15 protein-coding genes are annotated in these 19,598 nt (G+C 60.1%); 6 read left to right on the forward strand and 9 right to left on the reverse strand.

Going from position 1 to position 19,598, the window contains the following annotated elements; genetic code table 11:
* Positions 1 to 2,280 (reverse strand): NADP-dependent oxaloacetate-decarboxylating malate dehydrogenase, encoded by a 2,280-nt coding sequence (gene maeB / locus VZP09_RS14155; RefSeq protein WP_023285413.1) that lies wholly within the window; start codon positions 2,278 to 2,280, stop codon positions 1 to 3.
* Between the two features lie 294 nt (positions 2,281 to 2,574).
* On the opposite strand from maeB, the gene tal reads away from it, so the two are divergent.
* Complete coding sequence (gene tal / locus VZP09_RS14160; RefSeq protein ID WP_004174884.1) at positions 2,575 to 3,531, forward strand: transaldolase; 957 nt, start codon at positions 2,575 to 2,577, stop codon at positions 3,529 to 3,531.
* Between the two features lie 16 nt (positions 3,532 to 3,547).
* Entirely contained in the window at positions 3,548 to 5,542 is a 1,995-nt protein-coding gene (tkt, locus tag VZP09_RS14165; protein ID WP_328795227.1) for a transketolase, read from the forward strand.
* Here the strand turns inward: tkt and VZP09_RS14170 are convergent.
* The 3 genes from VZP09_RS14170 to aegA all read right to left on the reverse strand — a co-directional run bounded on the left by VZP09_RS14170 (position 5,532) and on the right by aegA (position 9,279).
* Positions 5,532 to 6,578, reverse strand: a complete 1,047-nt coding sequence (locus VZP09_RS14170) for a DUF1176 domain-containing protein (protein WP_004149270.1) — start codon at positions 6,576 to 6,578, stop codon at positions 5,532 to 5,534. The genes tkt and VZP09_RS14170 overlap by 11 nt on opposite strands.
* A 63-nt stretch (positions 6,579 to 6,641) precedes the next feature.
* Positions 6,642 to 7,238 carry a GDP-mannose pyrophosphatase NudK gene (gene nudK, locus VZP09_RS14175; protein ID WP_060590134.1) on the reverse strand — a complete coding sequence of 199 codons (597 nt, stop codon included), beginning with the start codon at positions 7,236 to 7,238 and terminating at the stop codon, positions 6,642 to 6,644.
* Positions 7,239 to 7,296: 58 nt separating this feature from the next.
* Positions 7,297 to 9,279, reverse strand: a complete 1,983-nt coding sequence (gene aegA / locus VZP09_RS14180; RefSeq protein ID WP_023301623.1) for a formate-dependent uric acid utilization protein AegA — start codon at positions 9,277 to 9,279, stop codon at positions 7,297 to 7,299.
* 372 nt (positions 9,280 to 9,651) lie between these two features.
* Here aegA and acrD point away from each other — a divergent pair, with 372 nt between their 5' ends.
* Positions 9,652 to 12,765 carry a multidrug efflux RND transporter permease AcrD gene (gene acrD / locus VZP09_RS14185; RefSeq protein ID WP_004185072.1) on the forward strand — a complete coding sequence of 1,038 codons (3,114 nt, stop codon included), beginning with the start codon at positions 9,652 to 9,654 and terminating at the stop codon, positions 12,763 to 12,765.
* A gap of 127 nt (positions 12,766 to 12,892) precedes the next feature.
* On the opposite strand, the gene ypfM is transcribed toward acrD, so the two are convergent.
* The gene (ypfM, locus tag VZP09_RS14190) at positions 12,893 to 12,952 is read right to left on the reverse strand and encodes a protein YpfM (protein WP_100181659.1); all 60 of its coding nucleotides are present in this window, start codon (positions 12,950 to 12,952) and stop codon (positions 12,893 to 12,895) included.
* A gap of 365 nt (positions 12,953 to 13,317) precedes the next feature.
* Here ypfM and VZP09_RS14195 point away from each other — a divergent pair, with 365 nt between their 5' ends.
* From VZP09_RS14195 to VZP09_RS14205, 3 genes are read left to right on the forward strand one after another with little or no spacing between them, the layout of a single operon-like run.
* Positions 13,318 to 13,671 carry an ArsC family reductase gene (locus VZP09_RS14195; protein ID WP_002913764.1) on the forward strand — a complete coding sequence of 118 codons (354 nt, stop codon included), beginning with the start codon at positions 13,318 to 13,320 and terminating at the stop codon, positions 13,669 to 13,671.
* Between the two features lie 3 nt (positions 13,672 to 13,674).
* The gene (gene dapE / locus VZP09_RS14200) at positions 13,675 to 14,802 is read left to right on the forward strand and encodes a succinyl-diaminopimelate desuccinylase (RefSeq protein ID WP_002913766.1); all 1,128 of its coding nucleotides are present in this window, start codon (positions 13,675 to 13,677) and stop codon (positions 14,800 to 14,802) included.
* A gap of 26 nt (positions 14,803 to 14,828) precedes the next feature.
* Entirely contained in the window at positions 14,829 to 15,032 is a 204-nt protein-coding gene (locus tag VZP09_RS14205) for a YpfN family protein (protein ID WP_002913768.1), read from the forward strand.
* A gap of 48 nt (positions 15,033 to 15,080) precedes the next feature.
* Here the strand turns inward: VZP09_RS14205 and ypfH are convergent, their stop codons facing one another.
* The 4 genes from ypfH to purC form a co-directional block, all read right to left on the reverse strand.
* Complete coding sequence (gene ypfH, locus VZP09_RS14210) at positions 15,081 to 15,776, reverse strand: esterase (protein WP_002913770.1); 696 nt, start codon at positions 15,774 to 15,776, stop codon at positions 15,081 to 15,083.
* A gap of 76 nt (positions 15,777 to 15,852) precedes the next feature.
* On the reverse strand, positions 15,853 to 17,856 hold the full coding sequence (locus VZP09_RS14215; protein ID WP_135729572.1) for a tRNA(Met) cytidine acetyltransferase TmcA: 2,004 nt from the start codon (positions 17,854 to 17,856) through the stop codon (positions 15,853 to 15,855).
* 9 nt (positions 17,857 to 17,865) lie between these two features.
* Complete coding sequence (gene ypfJ, locus VZP09_RS14220; RefSeq protein WP_328795228.1) at positions 17,866 to 18,741, reverse strand: KPN_02809 family neutral zinc metallopeptidase; 876 nt, start codon at positions 18,739 to 18,741, stop codon at positions 17,866 to 17,868.
* A gap of 119 nt (positions 18,742 to 18,860) precedes the next feature.
* Positions 18,861 to 19,574 (reverse strand): phosphoribosylaminoimidazolesuccinocarboxamide synthase, encoded by a 714-nt coding sequence (gene purC, locus VZP09_RS14225; protein WP_002913801.1) that lies wholly within the window; start codon positions 19,572 to 19,574, stop codon positions 18,861 to 18,863.
* Positions 19,575 to 19,598: the final 24 nt, after the last annotated feature.

Genomic DNA, 19,598 nt, shown 5'->3' on the forward strand with positions numbered 1-19,598 from the left:
TTACAGCGGTTCAGTTTGCGCTTCGACAACCGCCAGCGCCACCATATTGACGATGCGACGTACGGAGGCGATCGGCGTCAGGATATGCACCGGCTTCGCCACCCCCATCAGCACCGGCCCGACGGTCACCCCTTCCGAACTGGAGACGCGCAGCAGGTTATAGCTGATCCGGGCGGCTTCCATATTCGGCATCACCAGAATATTGGCCGCCCCCTTCAGCGGGCTGTCCGGCATGCGATCGTTGCGGATGCTTTCCACCAGCGCTGCGTCGCCATGCATTTCGCCATCGATCATCAGCTCCGGGGCGCTCGCCTTCACCAGCTCCAGGGTTTTACGCATTTTGCTGGCTGACGGGCAGTCGGCAGAGCCAAAGTTGGAGTGCGACAGCAATGCCACCCGCGGCTCAATACCGAAGCGACGCACGCTTTCCGCCGCCATCAGGGTGATCTCCGCCAGCTCTTCCGGCGACGGATCGTGATTGACATAGGTATCGGCGATAAAGGTGTTGCCGCTCGGCAGCAGCAGCGCATTCATCGCCCCGGCGGTGCTGACGCCGTCGCGATAGCCAAACAGCGGCTGCACCACGCGGTAGTGATCGTGGTACTCGCCAATAGTCCCGCAGATCATCGCATCCGCTTCACCGCGATGAACCATGATGGCGCCAATCACCGTGGTGTTGCTAATCACCGCCCGCTGCGCCTGCTCCTGGGTAATGCCGCGGCGCTTCATCAGCTGGTAGTACTCGCTCCAGTACTCTTTAAACCGCGGGTCGGATTCATTATTGACGATCTCAAAGTCAACGCCGGCCTTGATCTGCAGGCCCAGCTTCTGGATGCGCATTTCAATCACGCTCGGGCGGCCCACCAGAATCGGTTTGGCCAGTCCCAGAGACACCAGCTCCTGGGTGGCGTGCAGCACCCGGGTCTCCTCCCCTTCCGCCAGCACCACGCGCTTCGGCTCTTTGCGCGCCTGAGAGAAGATAGGCTTCATAAACAGGTTGGTTTTATAGACGAACTCGCTCAGCTTCTCGATATAGGCGTCAAAATCAGCGATCGGGCGCGTTGCCACGCCGGAATCCATTGCCGCCTTCGCCACCGCGGGGGCGATCTTGACGATCAGCCGCGGGTCGAACGGTTTCGGAATGATGTACTCCGGACCAAAGCTTAAATCCTGATCGCCGTAGGCGGAGGCCACCACTTCGCTCTGCTCGGCATGGGCCAGCTCGGCAATTGCATGCACCGCCGCCAGCTTCATCTCTTCGTTGATCGCCGTCGCGCCGACGTCCAGCGCGCCGCGGAAGATGAACGGGAAGCAAAGTACGTTGTTGACCTGGTTAGGGTAGTCGGAGCGGCCGGTACAGATGATGGCGTCATCGCGGACCTGCTTCGCCAGCGGCGGCAGAATTTCCGGCTCCGGGTTGGCCAGGGCGAGGATCAGCGGCGCCCGCGCCATCTTCTTCACCATCTCCTGAGTCAGCACTTTCGGGCCAGAGCAGCCGAGGAAAATGTCGGCGCCGTCGATCACGTCATCGAGGGTGCGTTTGCCGTCGTCTTCCACCGCATAGGCCGCTTTGGTTTCCGCCATGTTCGGCTCACGGTCTTTATAGATAACGCCTTTCGAATCGCAGACCACGATGTTGTGCTTTTGCATCCCCAGCGCCACCAGCAGATTCATACAGGCGATCGCCGCCGCGCCCGCGCCGGAGACCACCATCCGCACGTCGGACAGATTCTTCTCGACGACGCGCAGACCGTTGAGGATCGCCGCGGTGCTGATGATCGCCGTGCCGTGCTGATCGTCATGGAAGACCGGGATATTCATCCGCTCGCGCAGCTGCTGCTCGATGTAGAAACACTCCGGCGCTTTAATATCTTCCAGGTTGATACCGCCGAAGGTTGGTTCGAGGGCGGCGACGACGTTAATGAATTTGTCCGGATCCAGCTCATCGACTTCGATATCAAACACATCGATACCGGCAAATTTCTTAAACAGGACGCCTTTGCCCTCCATTACCGGCTTACCGGCCAGCGCGCCGATGTTGCCGAGCCCCAGCACCGCGGTGCCGTTGGAGACGACCGCCACCAGGTTGCCGCGGGCAGTGTATTTGTAGGCGGCCAGCGGATCTTTTTCGATTTCCAGGCAGGGAGCTGCGACGCCCGGCGAGTAGGCCAGCGCCAGATCGCGCTGGGTGGCGAGAGGTTTGGTCGGCGAGACCTGGATTTTTCCGGGAACCGGAAATTCGTGGAAGTCGAGGGCGCTCTGTTTTAACTGCTCATCCATTTTCTATTCCTTTCTTTCACGTATCGTTCGTAGGGGAAAAGCGTGATGACCATCCTGTCGTTCACCTTTCAGTGGCAGACAGTATCCCTCCTGGCGGGGCGATAAACTTTGAACACCGCCAAACTCTGGCCATCGTTATGATTTTGTTGTTATCAATTTATAGCGGTTATGTTACCCGGATTCGCCGCCAATAATAGCCCTGTCTGCTATGCTTTTTGGTTATGTACCTCATCAATGTTTATACCGTATACCGGCAAGCACTCATGTAACACCTTGTTCCAGGAGGACTTATCCATGAATCAGTTAGACAGCATCAAGCAGTTCACCACGGTGGTCGCCGACAGCGGAGACATCGAATCCATCCGCCACTACCATCCGGAAGACGCCACCACCAACCCCTCTCTGCTGCTGAAGGCCGCCGGCCTGGCGTCCTATAGCGGCCTCATCGACGACGCTATCGCCTGGGCCAAAAAACAGGGTGGCGGCCGCGAAGCGCAGGTGGCTCACGCCTGCGATAAGCTGGCGGTCAATTTTGGCGCGGAGATCCTCAAAAGCATTCCCGGGCGGGTCTCCACCGAGGTGGACGCCCGGCTCTCCTTCAACCGCGAGAAAAGTATCGAGAAGGCTCGCCACCTGGTGGCGCTGTATCAGGAGATGGGCATTGATAAGTCGCGGATCCTGATCAAGCTGGCATCCACCTGGGAGGGGATCCGCGCCGCGGAGGTGCTGGAGAAAGAGGGGATCCACTGCAACCTGACGCTGCTGTTTTCCTTCGCCCAGGCCCGGGCCTGCGCCGAGGCCGGGGTTTATCTCATCTCCCCGTTCGTTGGGCGTATTTATGACTGGTATCAGGCGCGCAAACCGCTGGAGCCTTACGTGGTGGAGGAAGATCCGGGGGTGAAATCGGTGCGCAATATCTATGACTATTTCAAACAGCATAAATACAACACTATCGTGATGGGCGCCAGCTTCCGCCGCACCGAGCAGATCCTGGCGCTGGTCGGCTGCGACCGGTTGACCATCGCCCCGCCTTTATTAAAAGAGCTGCAGGCCAGCGATACCCCGGTGGTGCGCAAACTGATCCCTGCCAGCCAGATCCTGCCGCGTCCGGTGCCGCTCAGTGAAGCGGAGTTCCGCTGGGAACATAATCAGGATCCGATGGCGGTCGAAAAGCTAGCGGAGGGGATCCGCCTGTTCGCCGTCGATCAGCGCAAACTGGAAGATCTGCTTGCCGCCAAACTGTCACTTTAGTCTCACGGAGAAAAATATGTCCCGAAGAGAGCTTGCCAACGCCATCCGCGCCCTGAGTATGGACGCCGTGCAGAAAGCCAACTCCGGCCATCCCGGTGCGCCGATGGGGATGGCTGATATTGCCGAAGTGCTGTGGAACGATTTTCTCAAGCACAATCCGCAGAACCCTGACTGGGTGGACCGCGACCGTTTCATCTTGTCCAACGGCCACGCGTCGATGCTGCTCTACAGTCTGCTGCACCTGACCGGCTACGATCTGCCGCTGTCTGAACTGAAGCAGTTCCGTCAGATGCACTCTAAAACGCCCGGCCACCCGGAGCATGGCTATACCCCTGGGGTGGAAACCACCACCGGCCCGCTGGGCCAGGGGCTGGCGAACGCCGTTGGGATGGCCATCGCCGAACGGACGCTGGCGGCGCAATTTAATCGCCCCGGCCATGAGATCATTGACCATCACACCTGGGTGTTCATGGGCGATGGCTGTTTGATGGAGGGGATCTCCCATGAGGCCTGTTCGCTGGCCGGCACGCTCGGACTGGGCAAGCTGATCGGTTTTTACGATCACAACGGCATCTCCATCGACGGCAAAACCGAAGGCTGGTTTTCCGATGATACGGCGGAACGCTTCCGCGCCTATCACTGGCACGTCATAGGCGATATCGACGGCCACGATCCGCAGGCTATCAAACAGGCGATAACGGAAGCGCAGGCGGTGAAAGATAAACCGTCACTGATTATCTGCCGGACCATCATCGGCTTCGGTTCGCCCAACAAAGCCGGCTCAGAGGAGTCTCACGGGGCGGCGCTGGGCGAAAAAGAGGTAGCGCTGGCCCGCCAGCAGCTTGGCTGGAAATATCCTCCGTTCGAGATCCCGAAAGAGATCTATGCGGGCTGGGATGCGCGTCCGCGCGGGGAAAAAGCGGAGCACGCCTGGAACGAGAAATTCGCCGCCTACCAGCAGCAGTTCCCGGAGTTGGCCTCTGAGCTGACCCGACGTATGAATGGCGCCCTGCCGGAAGACTTTGCCGCGACCGCCCGCGACTACGTGGCGAAACTGCAGGCCGAGCCGGCGAAAATCGCCAGTCGCAAGGCTTCGCAAAACGCGCTGAACGCCTACGGCCCGCACCTCCCGGAACTGCTGGGCGGTTCTGCGGATCTTGCGCCGAGTAACCTGACCATCTGGTCTGGATCGACATCGATTAAAGAAGATCCTGCGGGCAATTATATCCACTACGGGGTGCGCGAGTTTGGCATGACCGCGGTGGCCAACGGCATTGCCCTGCACGGGGGCTTTATTCCTTATACCTCGACCTTCCTGATGTTTGTGGAGTACGCCCGCAACGCCGCGCGCATGGCAGCCCTGATGAAGGCCCGGCAGATCATGGTCTATACCCATGACTCGATCGGTCTTGGGGAAGACGGGCCGACGCACCAGGCGGTGGAACAGCTGGCCAGTCTGCGGCTGACGCCCAACTTCAGCACCTGGCGCCCCTGCGACCAGGTGGAGACCGCCGTCGCCTGGCAGGCGGCTATCGCGCGACAGGGCGGGCCGACGGCGCTGATCCTGTCGCGACAAAACCTGGCGCAGATGCCGCGTACCCCGGAACAGGTGCAGGATATCGCCCGGGGTGGCTACGTGCTTAAGGATGCCGGCGGCAAGCCCGACCTGATCCTCATCGCCACCGGCTCGGAAGTGGAGATCACCGTCCTGGCCGCGGAAAAACTGTTGGCCAAAGGGGTAAATGTGCGGGTCGTCTCGCTCCCTTCCACTGATGTGTTTGACGCCCAGGATGAGGCCTGGCGCGAATCGGTGCTGCCGTCGGACGTCAGCGCCCGGGTGGCGGTCGAAGCCGGGATAGCGGACTACTGGTATAAATATGTCGGCTTAAAAGGCAAGATCGTCGGCATGACCGGCTATGGCGAATCCGCCCCGGCAGAGCAGTTGTTCCCGTTCTTTGGCTTTACGGTCGACCATATCGTCGCCACCGCCGAACAGGTGCTTAACGGGTGATCCACAGCGTGGGCCAGGCATCTGGCCCCTGCCAGTTGTCGCACGTCGGCTGCTGCGCGTAGCGGGAGAGGCTGAACCGCTGGCCGTCAAAACGCCAGCGGGTTTGGATCCCGCAATCGCCGGCCCCGCGGCCTTTATCCAGGGTCACCAGCTCATGGCGGCGGTCATCATAGCTGGCGTTGATCAGCTCAATCTCCCGCGGCGCCTCGCCCGGCGGCTGAAATGGCAACGTTAGCCGCACCTGACGGGCGACATAGGGGCGCTGGCGGGAGACCAGCCAGGCCAGCCAGACGGTGTTGTAGGCGCCGGATTCGCAGCTGGTCATCAGCAGCACTTTGTCATCCGTCAGCGCAGTAACGCGAATTTCACGGCGGAAGGGATCGAGGGAACAGTGGCTGTTGGTCATCCGCTCATTACCGTAGTCCATCAGATCGTTGAGCTCCTCACGCCCCAGCGGCGACTGCGCCGTTTCCGCGCTCGCCACCGCGCGCAGCGCCGGCGCCGGCGGTACGCTGAGCGGCGGCTCTTCCCCTTTGCCGACCCAGGCCGTTTCGCTACCTACCCGCTTTTGCCGATCGTCGATAAAAAACAGAGCCGCTTTCAACCCCTGCAGGGAGATGGTCTGCAGGCCATTGGCCAGCGAGAGCGCTTTACCCTCCTGAACCTGCTGGAGAAACGCATCGATCGTCACGCTGTCGGCGGTTTTAATGAGCTTATCTTCAATGTGCCAGCGCTTGTCGGTCAGGGACAGCGGTTTACCATCCAGCAGCAGGCGCGGCGCTATCGGCGCGAGCGTCGCCACTGGATTGCCGGTGCCGCCCAGCTCGATACGCAGACTGGCGTCAGTGACTGCCCCAGCGCTGCGGCTGAGGGTCATCACCAGGCCATGATGCAGCCCCACGTTACGGGTGACGCAGAAATTTTGGTTGTTACAGGTGACCAGCCAGTCGTTGAAGCGCTGCTGCGTCGGTGCCGACCATGCCTGCGAGCAAGGCAGCACCGCCAGAAAAAGGAAAAAGATGACGCGAAAAAGCATGAACCGCCCGACCCCAGATAAACCCGACCACGGCGCCTATCCTGGACAACGGCAGCGGGTTACTCAATCGGATTTGTCAGAGTTCCCCGACATCAGGCCGGAGGTTTGCAGATATTGCAGCAGAATGACCGCCTTACCGTCGCGGATCTCCCCGTCAGCGACCATCTGCAGCGCCTGGCTAAAAGGCAGCTCCAGCACCTCGATGGCTTCATCATCTACCCCGCCGCCGCTGGTGGTTCGCTGCGCGTCGCTGTACTCGGCGATAAAGAAATGCACTACCTCGGTGACGCCCCCTGGCGACATAAACAGCTCAAACAGCTTTCTCACCTTGCCCACTTCGTAGCCGGTCTCTTCCACCGCCTCTTTACGAATGCAGGCTTCCGGCTCGTCGTTGTCCAGCAGCCCGGCGCAGGTTTCAATCAGCATGCCGTCATGATTGCCATTGACCCAGGTGGCGACACGGAACTGACGCACCAGGACCACCGTCTGCTTATGGCGGTTATACAGCAGCACGGTGGCGCCATTGCCGCGATCGTAGACCTCGCGCTTGTGGCGCACGACGCTGCCGTCCGCCCGCGTCAGCTCATAGGTCATGTTGCGTAGTACGAACCAGTTCTCAGAGAGGATTTTATCTTTAATGACGTGAATATTGAGTGACATACCGACCCCACAGCGTAAAAGGACGCCCTCATACTACGCTGCGGAGCCGGGTTTGTCGTCAGTGAAGCGGCGTCGTTTTCCGCGCCAGATAGTCCAGGATCCCCTGCGCCGCGTGACGGCCTTCCGCCATCGCCGTCACTACAAGGTCTGCGCCGCGCACGGCATCGCCGCCGGCAAAGATCTTCTCCTGACTGGTCTGATAACGGTAACGGCTCTCCACTCCGGCTTTAATACGCCCCTGGCTGTCCAGCGCCACCCCCGCCGCCTCCAGCCAGGGCATGCGGTGCGGGTGGAAGCCAAAGGCCATGATCACCGCATCTGCCGGCATAACAAACTCGCTGCCGGGGATCGGCGTCGGACGGCGTCTTCCCCCGGCGTCCGGAGCGCCCAGCTCGGTGCGCAAAAAGCGTACCCCGTTAACCCGCCCGTTCTCGTCCAGCTCAAGCGTCACCGGCTGGACGTTAAACTCAAAGAGCGCCCCCTCTTCGCGGGCGTTTTTGACCTCTTTTTTCGAGCCCGGCATGTTGGCTTCATCTCGCCGATAGGCGCAGGTCACCTGGCGGGCGCCGTGGCGCAGCGCGGTGCGCACGCAGTCCATCGCCGTATCGCCGCCGCCCAGCACCACCACGTTCAGCCCGGCGGTGTTGACATAAGGCTCTTGCGCCGATGCCGCCAGCCCCATCACCTGTTTGGTGTTGGCGATGAGGAACGGCAGCGCATCGTAGACCCCGGGGGCCTCTTCGTTCGGCAGCCCCGCCTTCATGGAGCGATAGGTTCCGGCGCCGACGAACACCGCGTCATAATCGGCCAGCAGTGTCGCCATGGAGATATCTTTCCCCACCTCGCAATTGAGCTCAAAGCGGATACCCATCTCGCTGAAGATCGCCCGCCGCCGGGCCAATAGCGATTTATCCAGCTTGAACGCCGGAATGCCGAAGGTCAGCAGACCGCCAATCTCCGGATGACGGTCGAAGACCACCGGCTGGACGCCGTGGCGCACCAGCATATCGGCGCAGGCCAGCCCGGCAGGCCCGGCGCCGATAATCGCCACCCGCTTGCCGCTCGGCTTAACCTGCGAAAGGTCCGGACGCCAGCCGCTGGCCAGCGCCTGGTCGGAAATATAGCGCTCAATATTGCCGATGGTGACTGCCCCGCTTTCATCGCGCAGGGTGCAGGCGCCTTCACACAGCCGGTCCTGGGGACAGACGCGGCCAGTGATCTCCGGCAGGCAGTTGGTCTGATGGGAAAGCGCGACCGCAGCGGCGATATTCCCCGCTTTAACCAGCTCAATCCACTGCGGGATATGGTTATGCAGCGGGCAGGTCCATTCGCAAATACTGTGCTCCCCACACGTGAGACAGCGGGCGGCCTGCTGCTGCGCCTGCTCCGGGGTGAACGGCTGATAGATCTCCTCAAAGTGGCTCTTACGCACCTCCGCCGCCAGCTTATCCGGCTCCCCGCGCGGGGGCGTCATCGCCATTTGCCTGACCTTCGCGCCAGCATTGGGCTGGCTGCAGAGCGGCGTAGCGCGCTGCCACGGCTGCACCTCCTGGCATGCCGAGCGCAGTCGCCGCTGCTTCGCCAGGGTGATCAACGTCTCATCGTCGGCGAGGGTCAGCGCCTGCGCGGGACAGTTTTCCACACAGGCCGGCCCCGCCTCGCGGCCCTGGCATAGATCGCACTTGTGCGCGCTGGCTTTCACCAGGCCTGCGGCCTGCGGCGTCACCACCACCTGCATCACCCCGAACGGGCAGGCCACCATGCAGGATTTACAGCCAATGCATTTCTCCTGACGGACCTGAACGCTGTCGCCGGACTGGGCGATGGCGTCGTTGGGACAACTGCGGACGCAGGGGGCGTCCTCGCAGTGGCGGCAGGTGATGGCGTTACGCTGGCCCTCCGCTTTGATCACGGTGATACGTGGCAAAAAGCGCTGCGGGGTCAGCACGTGTTGCTCCTCGTTATGCGCCATCACGCAGGCCACTTCGCAGGCCTGGCAGCCGATGCACTTTCGGCTATCGCTCAAAATAAAGTGGTTCATGGCTTCCTTTTGTCTTCTTGGTGAATAACCCCTCAATGCGCATGCCTATTTATTACCCGACAAGATGACGCCGGAACAATGTCCAATTGCCCAGGATAAACTTTTTCTGGAGAGAATCCGTTTTGGATCAATTTTTTTGACTTAAATGAAATGAGGTTTCACACCGGCAAGGGATAATGCGCCGGTCTGCGGTGACGAAGCAGACTCGCTACCTGCTGGCAGGAAAGCTCGAGGTTTCTTTACGATACGGCAAAAGCAACATGATAAATTACACTATCTCCTTAATTTCTCCACGATTGCCGGAGAGGCTGGCGCTAAAGTGGCACAGGCTGTGCAATAACAAGAAAATGTGCATATGAGGTTTTTATTCTGATGGCGAATTTCTTTATCGATCGCCCCATTTTTGCATGGGTGCTGGCAATCCTGTTATGCCTGACGGGCACCCTTGCCATTTTGTCGCTGCCGGTTGAACAGTATCCCGACCTCGCCCCGCCGAATGTGCGGATCACCGCCAACTATCCCGGCGCTTCCGCGCAAACCCTGGAGAATACCGTCACTCAGGTTATCGAACAGAATATGACCGGCCTCGATAACCTGATGTATATGTCCTCCCAGAGCAGCGCCACCGGCCAGGCGACGATCACCCTCAGCTTTACCGCCGGTACCGACCCGGATGAAGCCGTGCAGCAGGTTCAGAACCAGCTACAGTCGGCGATGCGTAAGCTGCCGCAGGCGGTGCAAAACCAGGGGGTGACGGTACGCAAGACCGGTGATACCAATATCCTGACGCTCGCCTTCGTCTCCACTGACGGCAGTATGGATAAACAAGATATCGCCGACTACGTCGCCAGTAACATCCAGGACCCGCTCAGCCGCGTCAACGGCGTGGGGGATATCGACGCCTACGGTTCGCAATACTCAATGCGCATCTGGCTCGACCCGGCGAAGCTCAACAGCTACCAGATGACCACCAAGGATGTTACCGACGCCATCAGTTCGCAGAACGCCCAGATTGCCGTCGGCCAGCTTGGCGGGACGCCTTCGGTCGATAAGCAAGCGCTGAACGCCACCATCAACTCGCAATCTCTGCTGCAAACCCCGGAGCAGTTCCGCAATATCACTCTGCGCGTCAATCAGGATGGTTCAGAGGTGACGCTGGGCGATGTCGCCACCGTCGAGATGGGGGCGGAGAAGTACGACTATCTTAGCCGCTACAACCGCCAGCCGGCCTCAGGCCTCGGGATCAAGCTGGCTTCCGGCGCCAACGAAATGGCCACCGCGGAGCGCGTGATCAATCGCCTCAATGAGCTGGCGCAGTTTTTCCCCCACGGTCTGGAATATAAGGTCGCCTACGAGACCACCTCCTTCGTGAAGGCTTCCATCACCGACGTGGTGAAAACCCTGCTGGAGGCGATCCTGCTGGTCTTCCTCGTGATGTATCTGTTCCTGCAGAACTTCCGCGCCACCCTGATCCCGACCATCGCCGTGCCGGTGGTGCTGATGGGCACTTTCGCGGTGCTGTATGCCTGTGGCTACAGCATCAACACCCTGACGATGTTCGCGATGGTGTTGGCGATCGGCCTGCTGGTGGATGACGCCATCGTGGTGGTGGAGAACGTCGAGCGCATCATGAGCGAGGAGGGCCTGTCGCCACGCGAGGCGACCCGCAAATCGATGGGACAAATTCAGGGCGCGCTGGTGGGGATCGCGATGGTGCTGTCGGCGGTATTCGTGCCGATGGCCTTCTTCGGCGGCACCACCGGCGCCATCTATCGCCAGTTCTCAATCACTATCGTCGCGGCGATGGTCCTCTCGGTGCTGGTGGCCATGATCCTCACCCCTGCCCTTTGCGCCACGCTGCTTAAGCCGGTTAAGCCAGGTGAATCCCATGAAAGAAAAGGCTTCTTCGGCTGGTTCAACCGCACCTTCAACCGCAGCGCCAGCCGCTACGAAACCTTCGTCGGCAAAATACTGCACCGCTCGCTGCGCTGGATGCTGATCTACGTCGTCCTGCTCGGCGGGATGGTGTTCCTGTTTCTGCATTTGCCGACCTCGTTCCTGCCGCTGGAGGATCGCGGGATGTTCACCACCTCGGTCCAGTTGCCGAGCGGCAGCACCCAGCAGCAGACGCTGAAGGTGGTGCAGAAGGCGGAAGATTACTTCCTCAATAACGAGAAGCAGAACGTCGAGTCGGTGTTCGCTACCGTTGGCTCCGGCCCCGGCGGCAATGGGCAGAACGTGGCCCGTATGTTCGTTCGTCTCAAAGACTGGGACCAGCGCGACCCGCAAACCGGCACCTCCTTTGCCATTATTGAACGCGCCACCAAAGCGTTTAATCAGATTAACGAAGCGCGGGTTATCGCCAGCAGCCCGCCGGCGATCAGCGGCCTCGGCAGTTCGGCAGGCTTCGATATGGAGCTGGAGGATCATGCCGGGAAGGGGCACGATGCGCTGATGGCGGCGCGCGATACGCTACTTGAGCTGGCCGGGAAAAATCCGCTGTTGACCCGCGTCCGGCATAACGGGCTCGATGACAGTCCGCAGCTGCAGGTCGATATCGATCAGCGTAAAGCGCAGGCGCTTGGCGTCTCCATTGACGACATCAACGATACGCTGCAAACCGCGTGGGGGTCGAGCTACGTCAACGACTTTATGGATCGCGGCCGGGTAAAGAAAGTCTACGTCCAGGCGGCGGCGAAATACCGGATGCTGCCTGACGATATCAATCTTTGGTACGTGCGCAACAGCAGCGGCACGATGGTGCCATTCTCGGCCTTCGCCACCTCGCGCTGGGAGACCGGCTCGCCGCGGCTGGAACGCTACAATGGCTACTCAGCGGTCGAGATCGTCGGTGAGGCGGCGCCGGGTATCAGTACCGGTACCGCGATGGACATGATGGAGAAGCTGGCCGCGCAGTTACCCACCGGCTTTGGCCTCGAATGGACCGCCATGTCCTACCAGGAACGCCTCTCTGGCGCTCAGGCGCCGGCCCTGTACGCGATTTCTCTGCTGGTGGTGTTCCTGTGCCTGGCGGCGCTGTACGAGAGCTGGTCGGTGCCGTTCTCGGTGATGCTGGTGGTGCCGCTGGGGGTGATTGGCGCCCTGCTGGCGACCTGGATGCGCGGGCTGGAGAATGACGTGTACTTCCAGGTGGGTCTGTTGACGGTGATCGGCCTGTCGGCGAAAAACGCCATTCTGATCGTCGAGTTCGCCAATGAGCTCAACGAGAAGGGCCAGGATCTGCTCAGCGCCACGCTGTCGGCTTGCCGTCAGCGCCTGCGCCCCATCCTGATGACCTCGCTGGCGTTCATCTTCGGCGTGCTGCCGATGGCGACCAGCACCGGCGCCGGTTCCGGCAGCCAGCATGCGGTCGGCACCGGAGTGATGGGCGGGATGATCTCCGCCACCGTGCTGGCGATCTTTTTCGTGCCGCTGTTCTTTGTGCTGGTGCGTCGCCGTTTTCCGCTAAAGGAGCGTCCGCAATAAACCGACGAGCTTCGGCGGCGAGGCGTAATAACAGAAAAGGCGACCACGGTGGTCGCCTTCTTTATGTGTTCAGAACCCTAGCGCGCTTATTTACTTCGCGTTATTCCCCTGCTCACATTGCGGAAATTTATTTACGAAGCATGCCTTCAATAAAGTCTTTCCAGTTCCCCAGTTCATGTTCAATCATAATAGCCTCTCTTATTATTATGGTCGATTCTATATAACTTCATTACCGATGGGAAGTTGTGCTCCCCTATTGCTCTGATTGTCTTATGGACCGCTGACAGAGATAAAACCTCTGGTTGTCGCTACTATGCCGCTTCGTATGTAAACATAATGTGACGTAGAGCAACCTCAGACAACATTTTTGCAATAATGTTAAAGCCCTCACATCATGCCCACAGGTGGCCAACATTTAACCACCCGATATATCGAATGAGATCCCCGGTAAAAAGTTATATTTATTCATCTGAATCACGTATTATTTCAGTAAGACTTATATATTCGGAAATATCTGAGTTAACCGCTTAATTGAATGTAAAAGGTTTATCTATGCTCACCATGTACGGAATTAAAAACTGCGATACCATTAAAAAAGCCCGCCGCTGGCTGGAAGCGCATCAGATTGAGTATCGCTTCCATGATTACCGCGCCGATGGCCTTGAGCGTGCGCAACTGGATACCTTTATTGCCGAGCTGGGCTGGCAGGCGCTGCTGAACACCCGTGGCACCACCTGGCGCAAACTTGACGAGTCGCTGCGCAATAGCATCGATAATGCCGACGCCGCAGCCGCATTGATGCTGGAAATGCCGGCAATTATCAAACGCCCATTGCTCTGCGCGCCCGGTCGTCCTATGCTGCTGGGTTTTAGTGAAGCAAGTTATCAGCAGTTTAACGAGGTATAGTCTATGTCTTGCCCGGTCATTGAGCTGGCTCAGCAGCTTATTCGCCGCCCTTCCCTTAGCCCCGATGATGCGGGATGCCAGGCGTTAATGATTGAACGCCTGCGTGCGATCGGCTTTACCGTTGAACCGATGGATTTCGGCGATACGCAGAATTTCTGGGCCTGGCGCGGCCACGGCGAGACGCTGGCCTTCGCCGGCCACACCGACGTAGTCCCGGCAGGCGACGCCGACCGCTGGATCAATCCCCCGTTCGAACCGACCATCCGCGACGGGATGCTGTTTGGCCGCGGAGCGGCGGATATGAAAGGCTCGCTGGCGGCGATGGTGGTTGCCGCAGAGCGTTTTGTCGCGCAGTACCCGAACCATAGGGGCCGACTGGCGTTTTTGATCACCTCTGATGAAGAGGCCAGCGCCAAAAACGGCACCGTCAAAGTGGTGGAGACGCTGATGGCGCGTAACGAGCGTCTGGACTATTGTCTGGTCGGCGAACCTTCCAGTACCGAAGTGGTCGGCGATGTGGTGAAAAACGGCCGCCGCGGCTCGCTGACCTGCAACCTGACTATTCACGGCGTGCAGGGGCATGTCGCCTATCCGCACCTTGCCGATAACCCTGTCCACCGCGCGGCGCCGATGCTGGCGGAACTGGTCAATATCGAGTGGGATAAAGGCAATGAGTTCTTCCCGCCGACCAGCATGCAGATCGCCAACGTGCAGTCCGGCACCGGCAGCAATAACGTGATCCCCGGCGATATGTTCGTCCAGTTCAACTTCCGCTTCAGTACGGAGCTGACGGACGAGATGATCAAATCCCGGGTGATCGCCCTGCTGGAAAAATACCAGCTGCGTTACAGCGTGGAGTGGTGGCTCTCCGGCCAGCCGTTCCTCACCGGACGGGGCAAGCTGGTGGATGCGGTCGTCAACGCGATTGAGCACTATAATGAGATCAAACCGCAGCTGTTAACCAACGGCGGCACCTCAGACGGACGGTTTATCGCGCGCATGGGGGCGCAGGTGGTTGAGCTGGGCCCCGTAAACGCAACGATTCACAAAATTAATGAATGTGTGAACGCCGCCGACCTGCAGCTGCTGGCGCGGATGTATCAACGCGTCATGGAACAGCTGGTCGCCTGACGAATTGACGTAAAGAGGAAGCGCGCATGGAATGGCTTATTAAACACTGGTGGATTCTGGTGCTGGTCTTTTTGGTGGGGGTAATTATCAACGTGATTAAAGATCTAAATCGCGTTGACCACAAAAAATTCCTCAACAACAAACCCGATCTGCCGCCGCACCGTGATTTTAACGATAAATGGGACGACGACGACGACTGGCCGAAGCACGACCAGTCGAAGAAACCGTAAGTTTGCCTTTATCGCGGTACCGCCCGCCTGTAACCCCGCTCTCCGGGGTTACAGCATTTCGATGATATCATCCCCTTTTGGCGTACTGCCGCTCAGCGCCTCATCAAAATAGTGCTTTGGCACGGTATAACGCAGACGCTCGATCGCCAACTGCATACTGCGATCGTCAATGGCATGCCCGAGATCGTCGACAATATCTAAGGTCACGTCGCCGCCCGCCTGCTGTAACGCCTCCTCGGCCGACACCGCCCACGCCAGGTCGATAACCCGATCTTCACCCCCGTGGATCAGGTGAATGGTAGTGGCCGTCGTTGCCGTCTCCGGCAGCGTCGCATAGCGGCCATTAAAGGCGATGACCCGCGAAGCCAGATCCGGCGCCGCTTTGATACTCTCCAGCGACATAATCGCCCCCTGAGAGAAACCGATCAGCGCGGTGGCCAGTGGACTGACGCCGCTCTTTTCCTGCCAGTAGCGTACAATTTCAATAAAGGTCGGCATAATGGCGTCGATGCGCTGCTGACGATTCTCTTCCGTCACCCCCTGCAGCGAAAACCACTGCCGACCGTTGGGGCCGCAAGGTTCCACCCCGCCAATGCTGACGATCAGCGCATCGGGAAACTGCGGTGCGAACCAGCTGCCGATTTGCCCCATGGAGACCGGGTTATCCCCTACGCCATGAAACAGCAGCAACAGCTGTTGCGCAGGTGTCGCAGGACTTTGAACAATAAAATGATCGTGTTTCATGGCTGTCTCCTTAGTGTTTGCGGGCAGTGTACGCCGCTCGCCAGATATGACCATGCCATTTAACTGAATGAGTTAGTTAAAAAAATTGCAGATGCGCCACCTGCTGACGCAGCGCATCAGCGCGCGCTGCATCAAGGAAGCGCAAGGCGTCAGCGGCCTCCCGACGCCATCTCGCCTGCAAGGCTTTACGCCCCGTCAGCTGCAGCACGGCGCAGAGTGCGGCCTCCTCTTTGCCCTGCAGTCGTCCCCGCAGGGCCGGCAACGGCATGTCGGCCTGCATCAGTAGGCGGTTGAGGCAGCCCAGCGCCGCGGCCAGCGGGCGGTGGGCGAAGGCAAAGCTCGCCGCTTCCAGCCAGTCCTCATCACTAAGCATAGCGTCTGCGACGGCCGGCAGCGGCGCGGATTCCTCTCGCCACGGGCGAAGCCAGTATTCATCGCGCTGCAGCCGCTGCGCCTCCCGCTGCGCCAGCTGGCGCCCTGCCGCGGTCAACGGATAGAGGGCCATCGCCGTATAGCAGCCGCTGCTGGCCTCGCGATGGGTACCCAGCCGTACGAGGGTAAACCCGCAGCGTTGCCAGAAGCGCCACAGCTCAGCGGTATAGCCGAAGCTGACGGAGAGATAGTCATAGCCAGCGGCATCGGCGGCGATATCGGCGATCATCTTCCGCCCCAGGCCTTCCCGCTGGCGGGTGGGATGGACAGCGATCCGACTGACCCGCAGCCCGCGCAGCGTCGCCGCCAGGGGACTGCCGCCGTGCGCCGCCAGCGACTGGGCGACCAGATTCCCGCGCGGCCGGCGAAAACCCGCCCATACCGCCCGGCTAAGTTCGCGAGAAAGTCCCCCCTCGGCCACTAGCCACAGGGCGCCCGCCACCGCGCCGCCGGCGCGAGCGCAGCGGAAAGCCTGGCCCGGAGCATCCATCATGCGCCGCAGATCGAGCGGGGAAGTTCGGTAATGCGCCCCGGACAATAGCTGGTACATCGCCTCCGGTAGCGCTGGCTGCGTTTGCCAGCAGGACTGATTGACCGCCTCCAGGGCTAGCTCCCCCATCGGCGCGTCGCGAAATGCTTCATCGTTAAAGATAAGCAACTGACTGATGGCTGACTCCAGCGGACAGCCCGCCGCCCAGCGGATCGGGGCGTTCAGGGTGAACGATTGCAGATGGGGCAGACTGGCGCAAAATTTCAGCAGGAACCCGCGACCGGTGCCCTCGTACCCTTGCACCGTCGTGGTGAGTAGCGTGCGGGGAAAACGGCTCACCAGTTGCCGGAGAAGCGGAGCCGGGATAGCCGCGGCCTCATCGACTATCAGCCACGCCGCCTTTTCTTTCGACGCCAGCAGCGCATCGGGCGCCATAAAGCGCAACGTCTCCCCGGCAAAGCTGGCCAGCACCTCGACAGCGCTACGCGTTGGGGCGGTGACGATGGCCTCGCCCCCAAGCTGGCGCAGGAGCATGCCCGCCAGCGCGGACTTCCCCCGTCCACGCTCCGCCGTCACCGCCGCGATACCGGGCGGCAGTCGTATCAGTTGCTCAAGGATTGCCGCCTGCTCGGCCTGCGGGCGGCCATCGGCGGGATGCCAGTCGGGACGCGGGGCGGCCAGCGGGAAACGTGGCCGGTCCGACTGCCGCCAGAGCAACACCTCCGGATCGGCGATAAACTGCCGACAGCAGCGGTGAACAAAGTTAGGGGTAACGATAGGGTCAGGCGTATCGCTCCAGCGCAGAGAGTCCTCATCCGCCCGGGTCGGCCAGTCGGCGAAGGGGGGCGTCAGCAGCACCAGCCAGCTTCCCGCCCGCAGCGTGCCGCTCAGGGCCGCCATGGCGGCCACATCAAACCCGCGCCGGGCATCGAAAAAGGCGTGCATCACTTCCCGCCCCAGCAGCGTTTTCAGCGCGCCGGGCGCCACGCAGGGCGCAGAACCCGGCTCGGGGCCAACCCACAGGCCATCGCCGCCGAGCCTCTCCCGTAGCGCCTGCGCCTGCTGCAGCGTCCAGCTCTCATCGCCGCTGAGCACCAGCAGGCGACGGATCCCCTCCCGCGCCATTTGCGCGGTGAGGTCAAGCAGCGCGTCCATCATGGGGGACGATTACAGCGCGCTGCCGAAGGTATTGCACTGCGCCGGATCGCCGCTATCGAAACCGCGTTTGAACCAGGTGTAGCGCTGTTTCGAGGTGCCGTGGGTAAAACTGTCCGGCACCACGCGTCCCTGGCTCTGCTGCTGTAGACGATCGTCGCCGATGGCCTCGGCGGCGTTCAGCGCCTCCTGCAGATCGCCAGTTTCCAGAATATCCTGCTGCTGCATATTATGACCCCAGACGCCGGCGAAGCAGTCTGCCTGCAGCTCCATCTTAACCGACAGGCGGTTGGCTTCGGCCTGCGTGGCATGCTGCTGTTGCTGGCGGACCTTCGGCTCAATGCCCAGCAGTTTTTGTACGTGATGACCCACTTCATGAGCAATGACGTACCCCTGGGCAAAGTCGCCGTCGGCGCCCAGTTTATTTTTCATCTCATCGTAGAATGACAGGTCGATATAGACCGTACTGTCGGCAGGACAATAGAAGGGGCCCATCACCGACTGACCGGTGCCGCAGCCGGTACGGGTCGCGCCGCGGTAGAGCACCAGCTTTGGCTGCGGGTACTGGCGGCCCATCTTTTCAAAGATCGGCCCCCAGGTATCTTCGGTGGTAGCCAGAATGACGGAAGTAAACTTCGCCGCTTCATCGTCTTTCGGACTGATGGAGCGCTGCGTGGAGGTCTGCTGCTGCGGCATCGGTTCGCCGGTCAACATGCCGGTCAAATCCACGCCGTAGTAGCCCGCCACCAGCACAATAATCAGCAGTACAATGCCGCCNTTCCCGCTCGGCAGACGGAAGCCGCCGCCCCCGCCGCCGCCAAACGGCGAGCCTGATTGTCCACGTCGATCTTCAACATTGTCGCTTTCGCGACGCCCTTGCCAGCGCATAAGCACCTCATTCCCTGTTATGTATCAATAGCAGAGATCGTAGGCGGTTCAGCGCAGGATTACCACAGGAAACAGCAAGAGACGCCAGAAGATGAGGCCATCTTCTGGCGGCGGGCGGGTTAGTCGAGCTTAACGCCCAGGCGGTGAGCCACTTCTTCGTAGGCTTCGATCAGGCCGCCAAGGCTCTGGCGGAAGCGGTCTTTGTCCATTTTATCGAGGGTGTTTTTATCCCACAGGCGGCTGCCGTCCGGCGAAAACTCGTCGCCCAGCACCACTTCGCCTTTGAACAGACCAAACTCCAGCTTAAAGTCCACCAGAATCAGACCGGCGTCATCGAACAGTTTTTTCAGCACGTCGTTGGCTTTGTAGGTCAGCTCGCGCATCCGCGCCAGATTCTCTTTACTCACCCAGCCGAAGGTTTCGCAGTAGGAGTCGTTGACCATCGGATCGTGCATAGCATCGTTTTTCAGGAACAGGTCGAACAGCGGCGGATTCAGCTCGATACCTTCTTCAATGCCTAAACGTTTTACCAGCGAGCCTGCCGCACGGTTACGCACCACGCACTCTACCGGCACCATATCCAGTTTTTTCACCAGACATTCGGTATCGGAGAGCAGCGCTTCCATCTGGGTAGGGATGCCCGCTTCTGCCAGTTTACTCATAATGAAATGGTTGAATTTGTTGTTCACCATACCTTTACGATCGAACTGCTCGATGCGCGCGCCATCACCTGCTGACGTATCGTTACGGAATTCCAGTACCAGCAGGTCCGGATTATCGGTGCTGTATACTGTCTTCGCCTTACCACGATACAACTCAGCTTGCTTTTTCATCTTTCACTACTCCAGTGATATTGA

This window comes from Klebsiella sp. EMBS2024 (genome assembly GCF_036233805.1).
In the GTDB taxonomy this organism is placed as follows: Bacteria; Pseudomonadota; Gammaproteobacteria; order Enterobacterales; family Enterobacteriaceae; genus Klebsiella; species Klebsiella pneumoniae.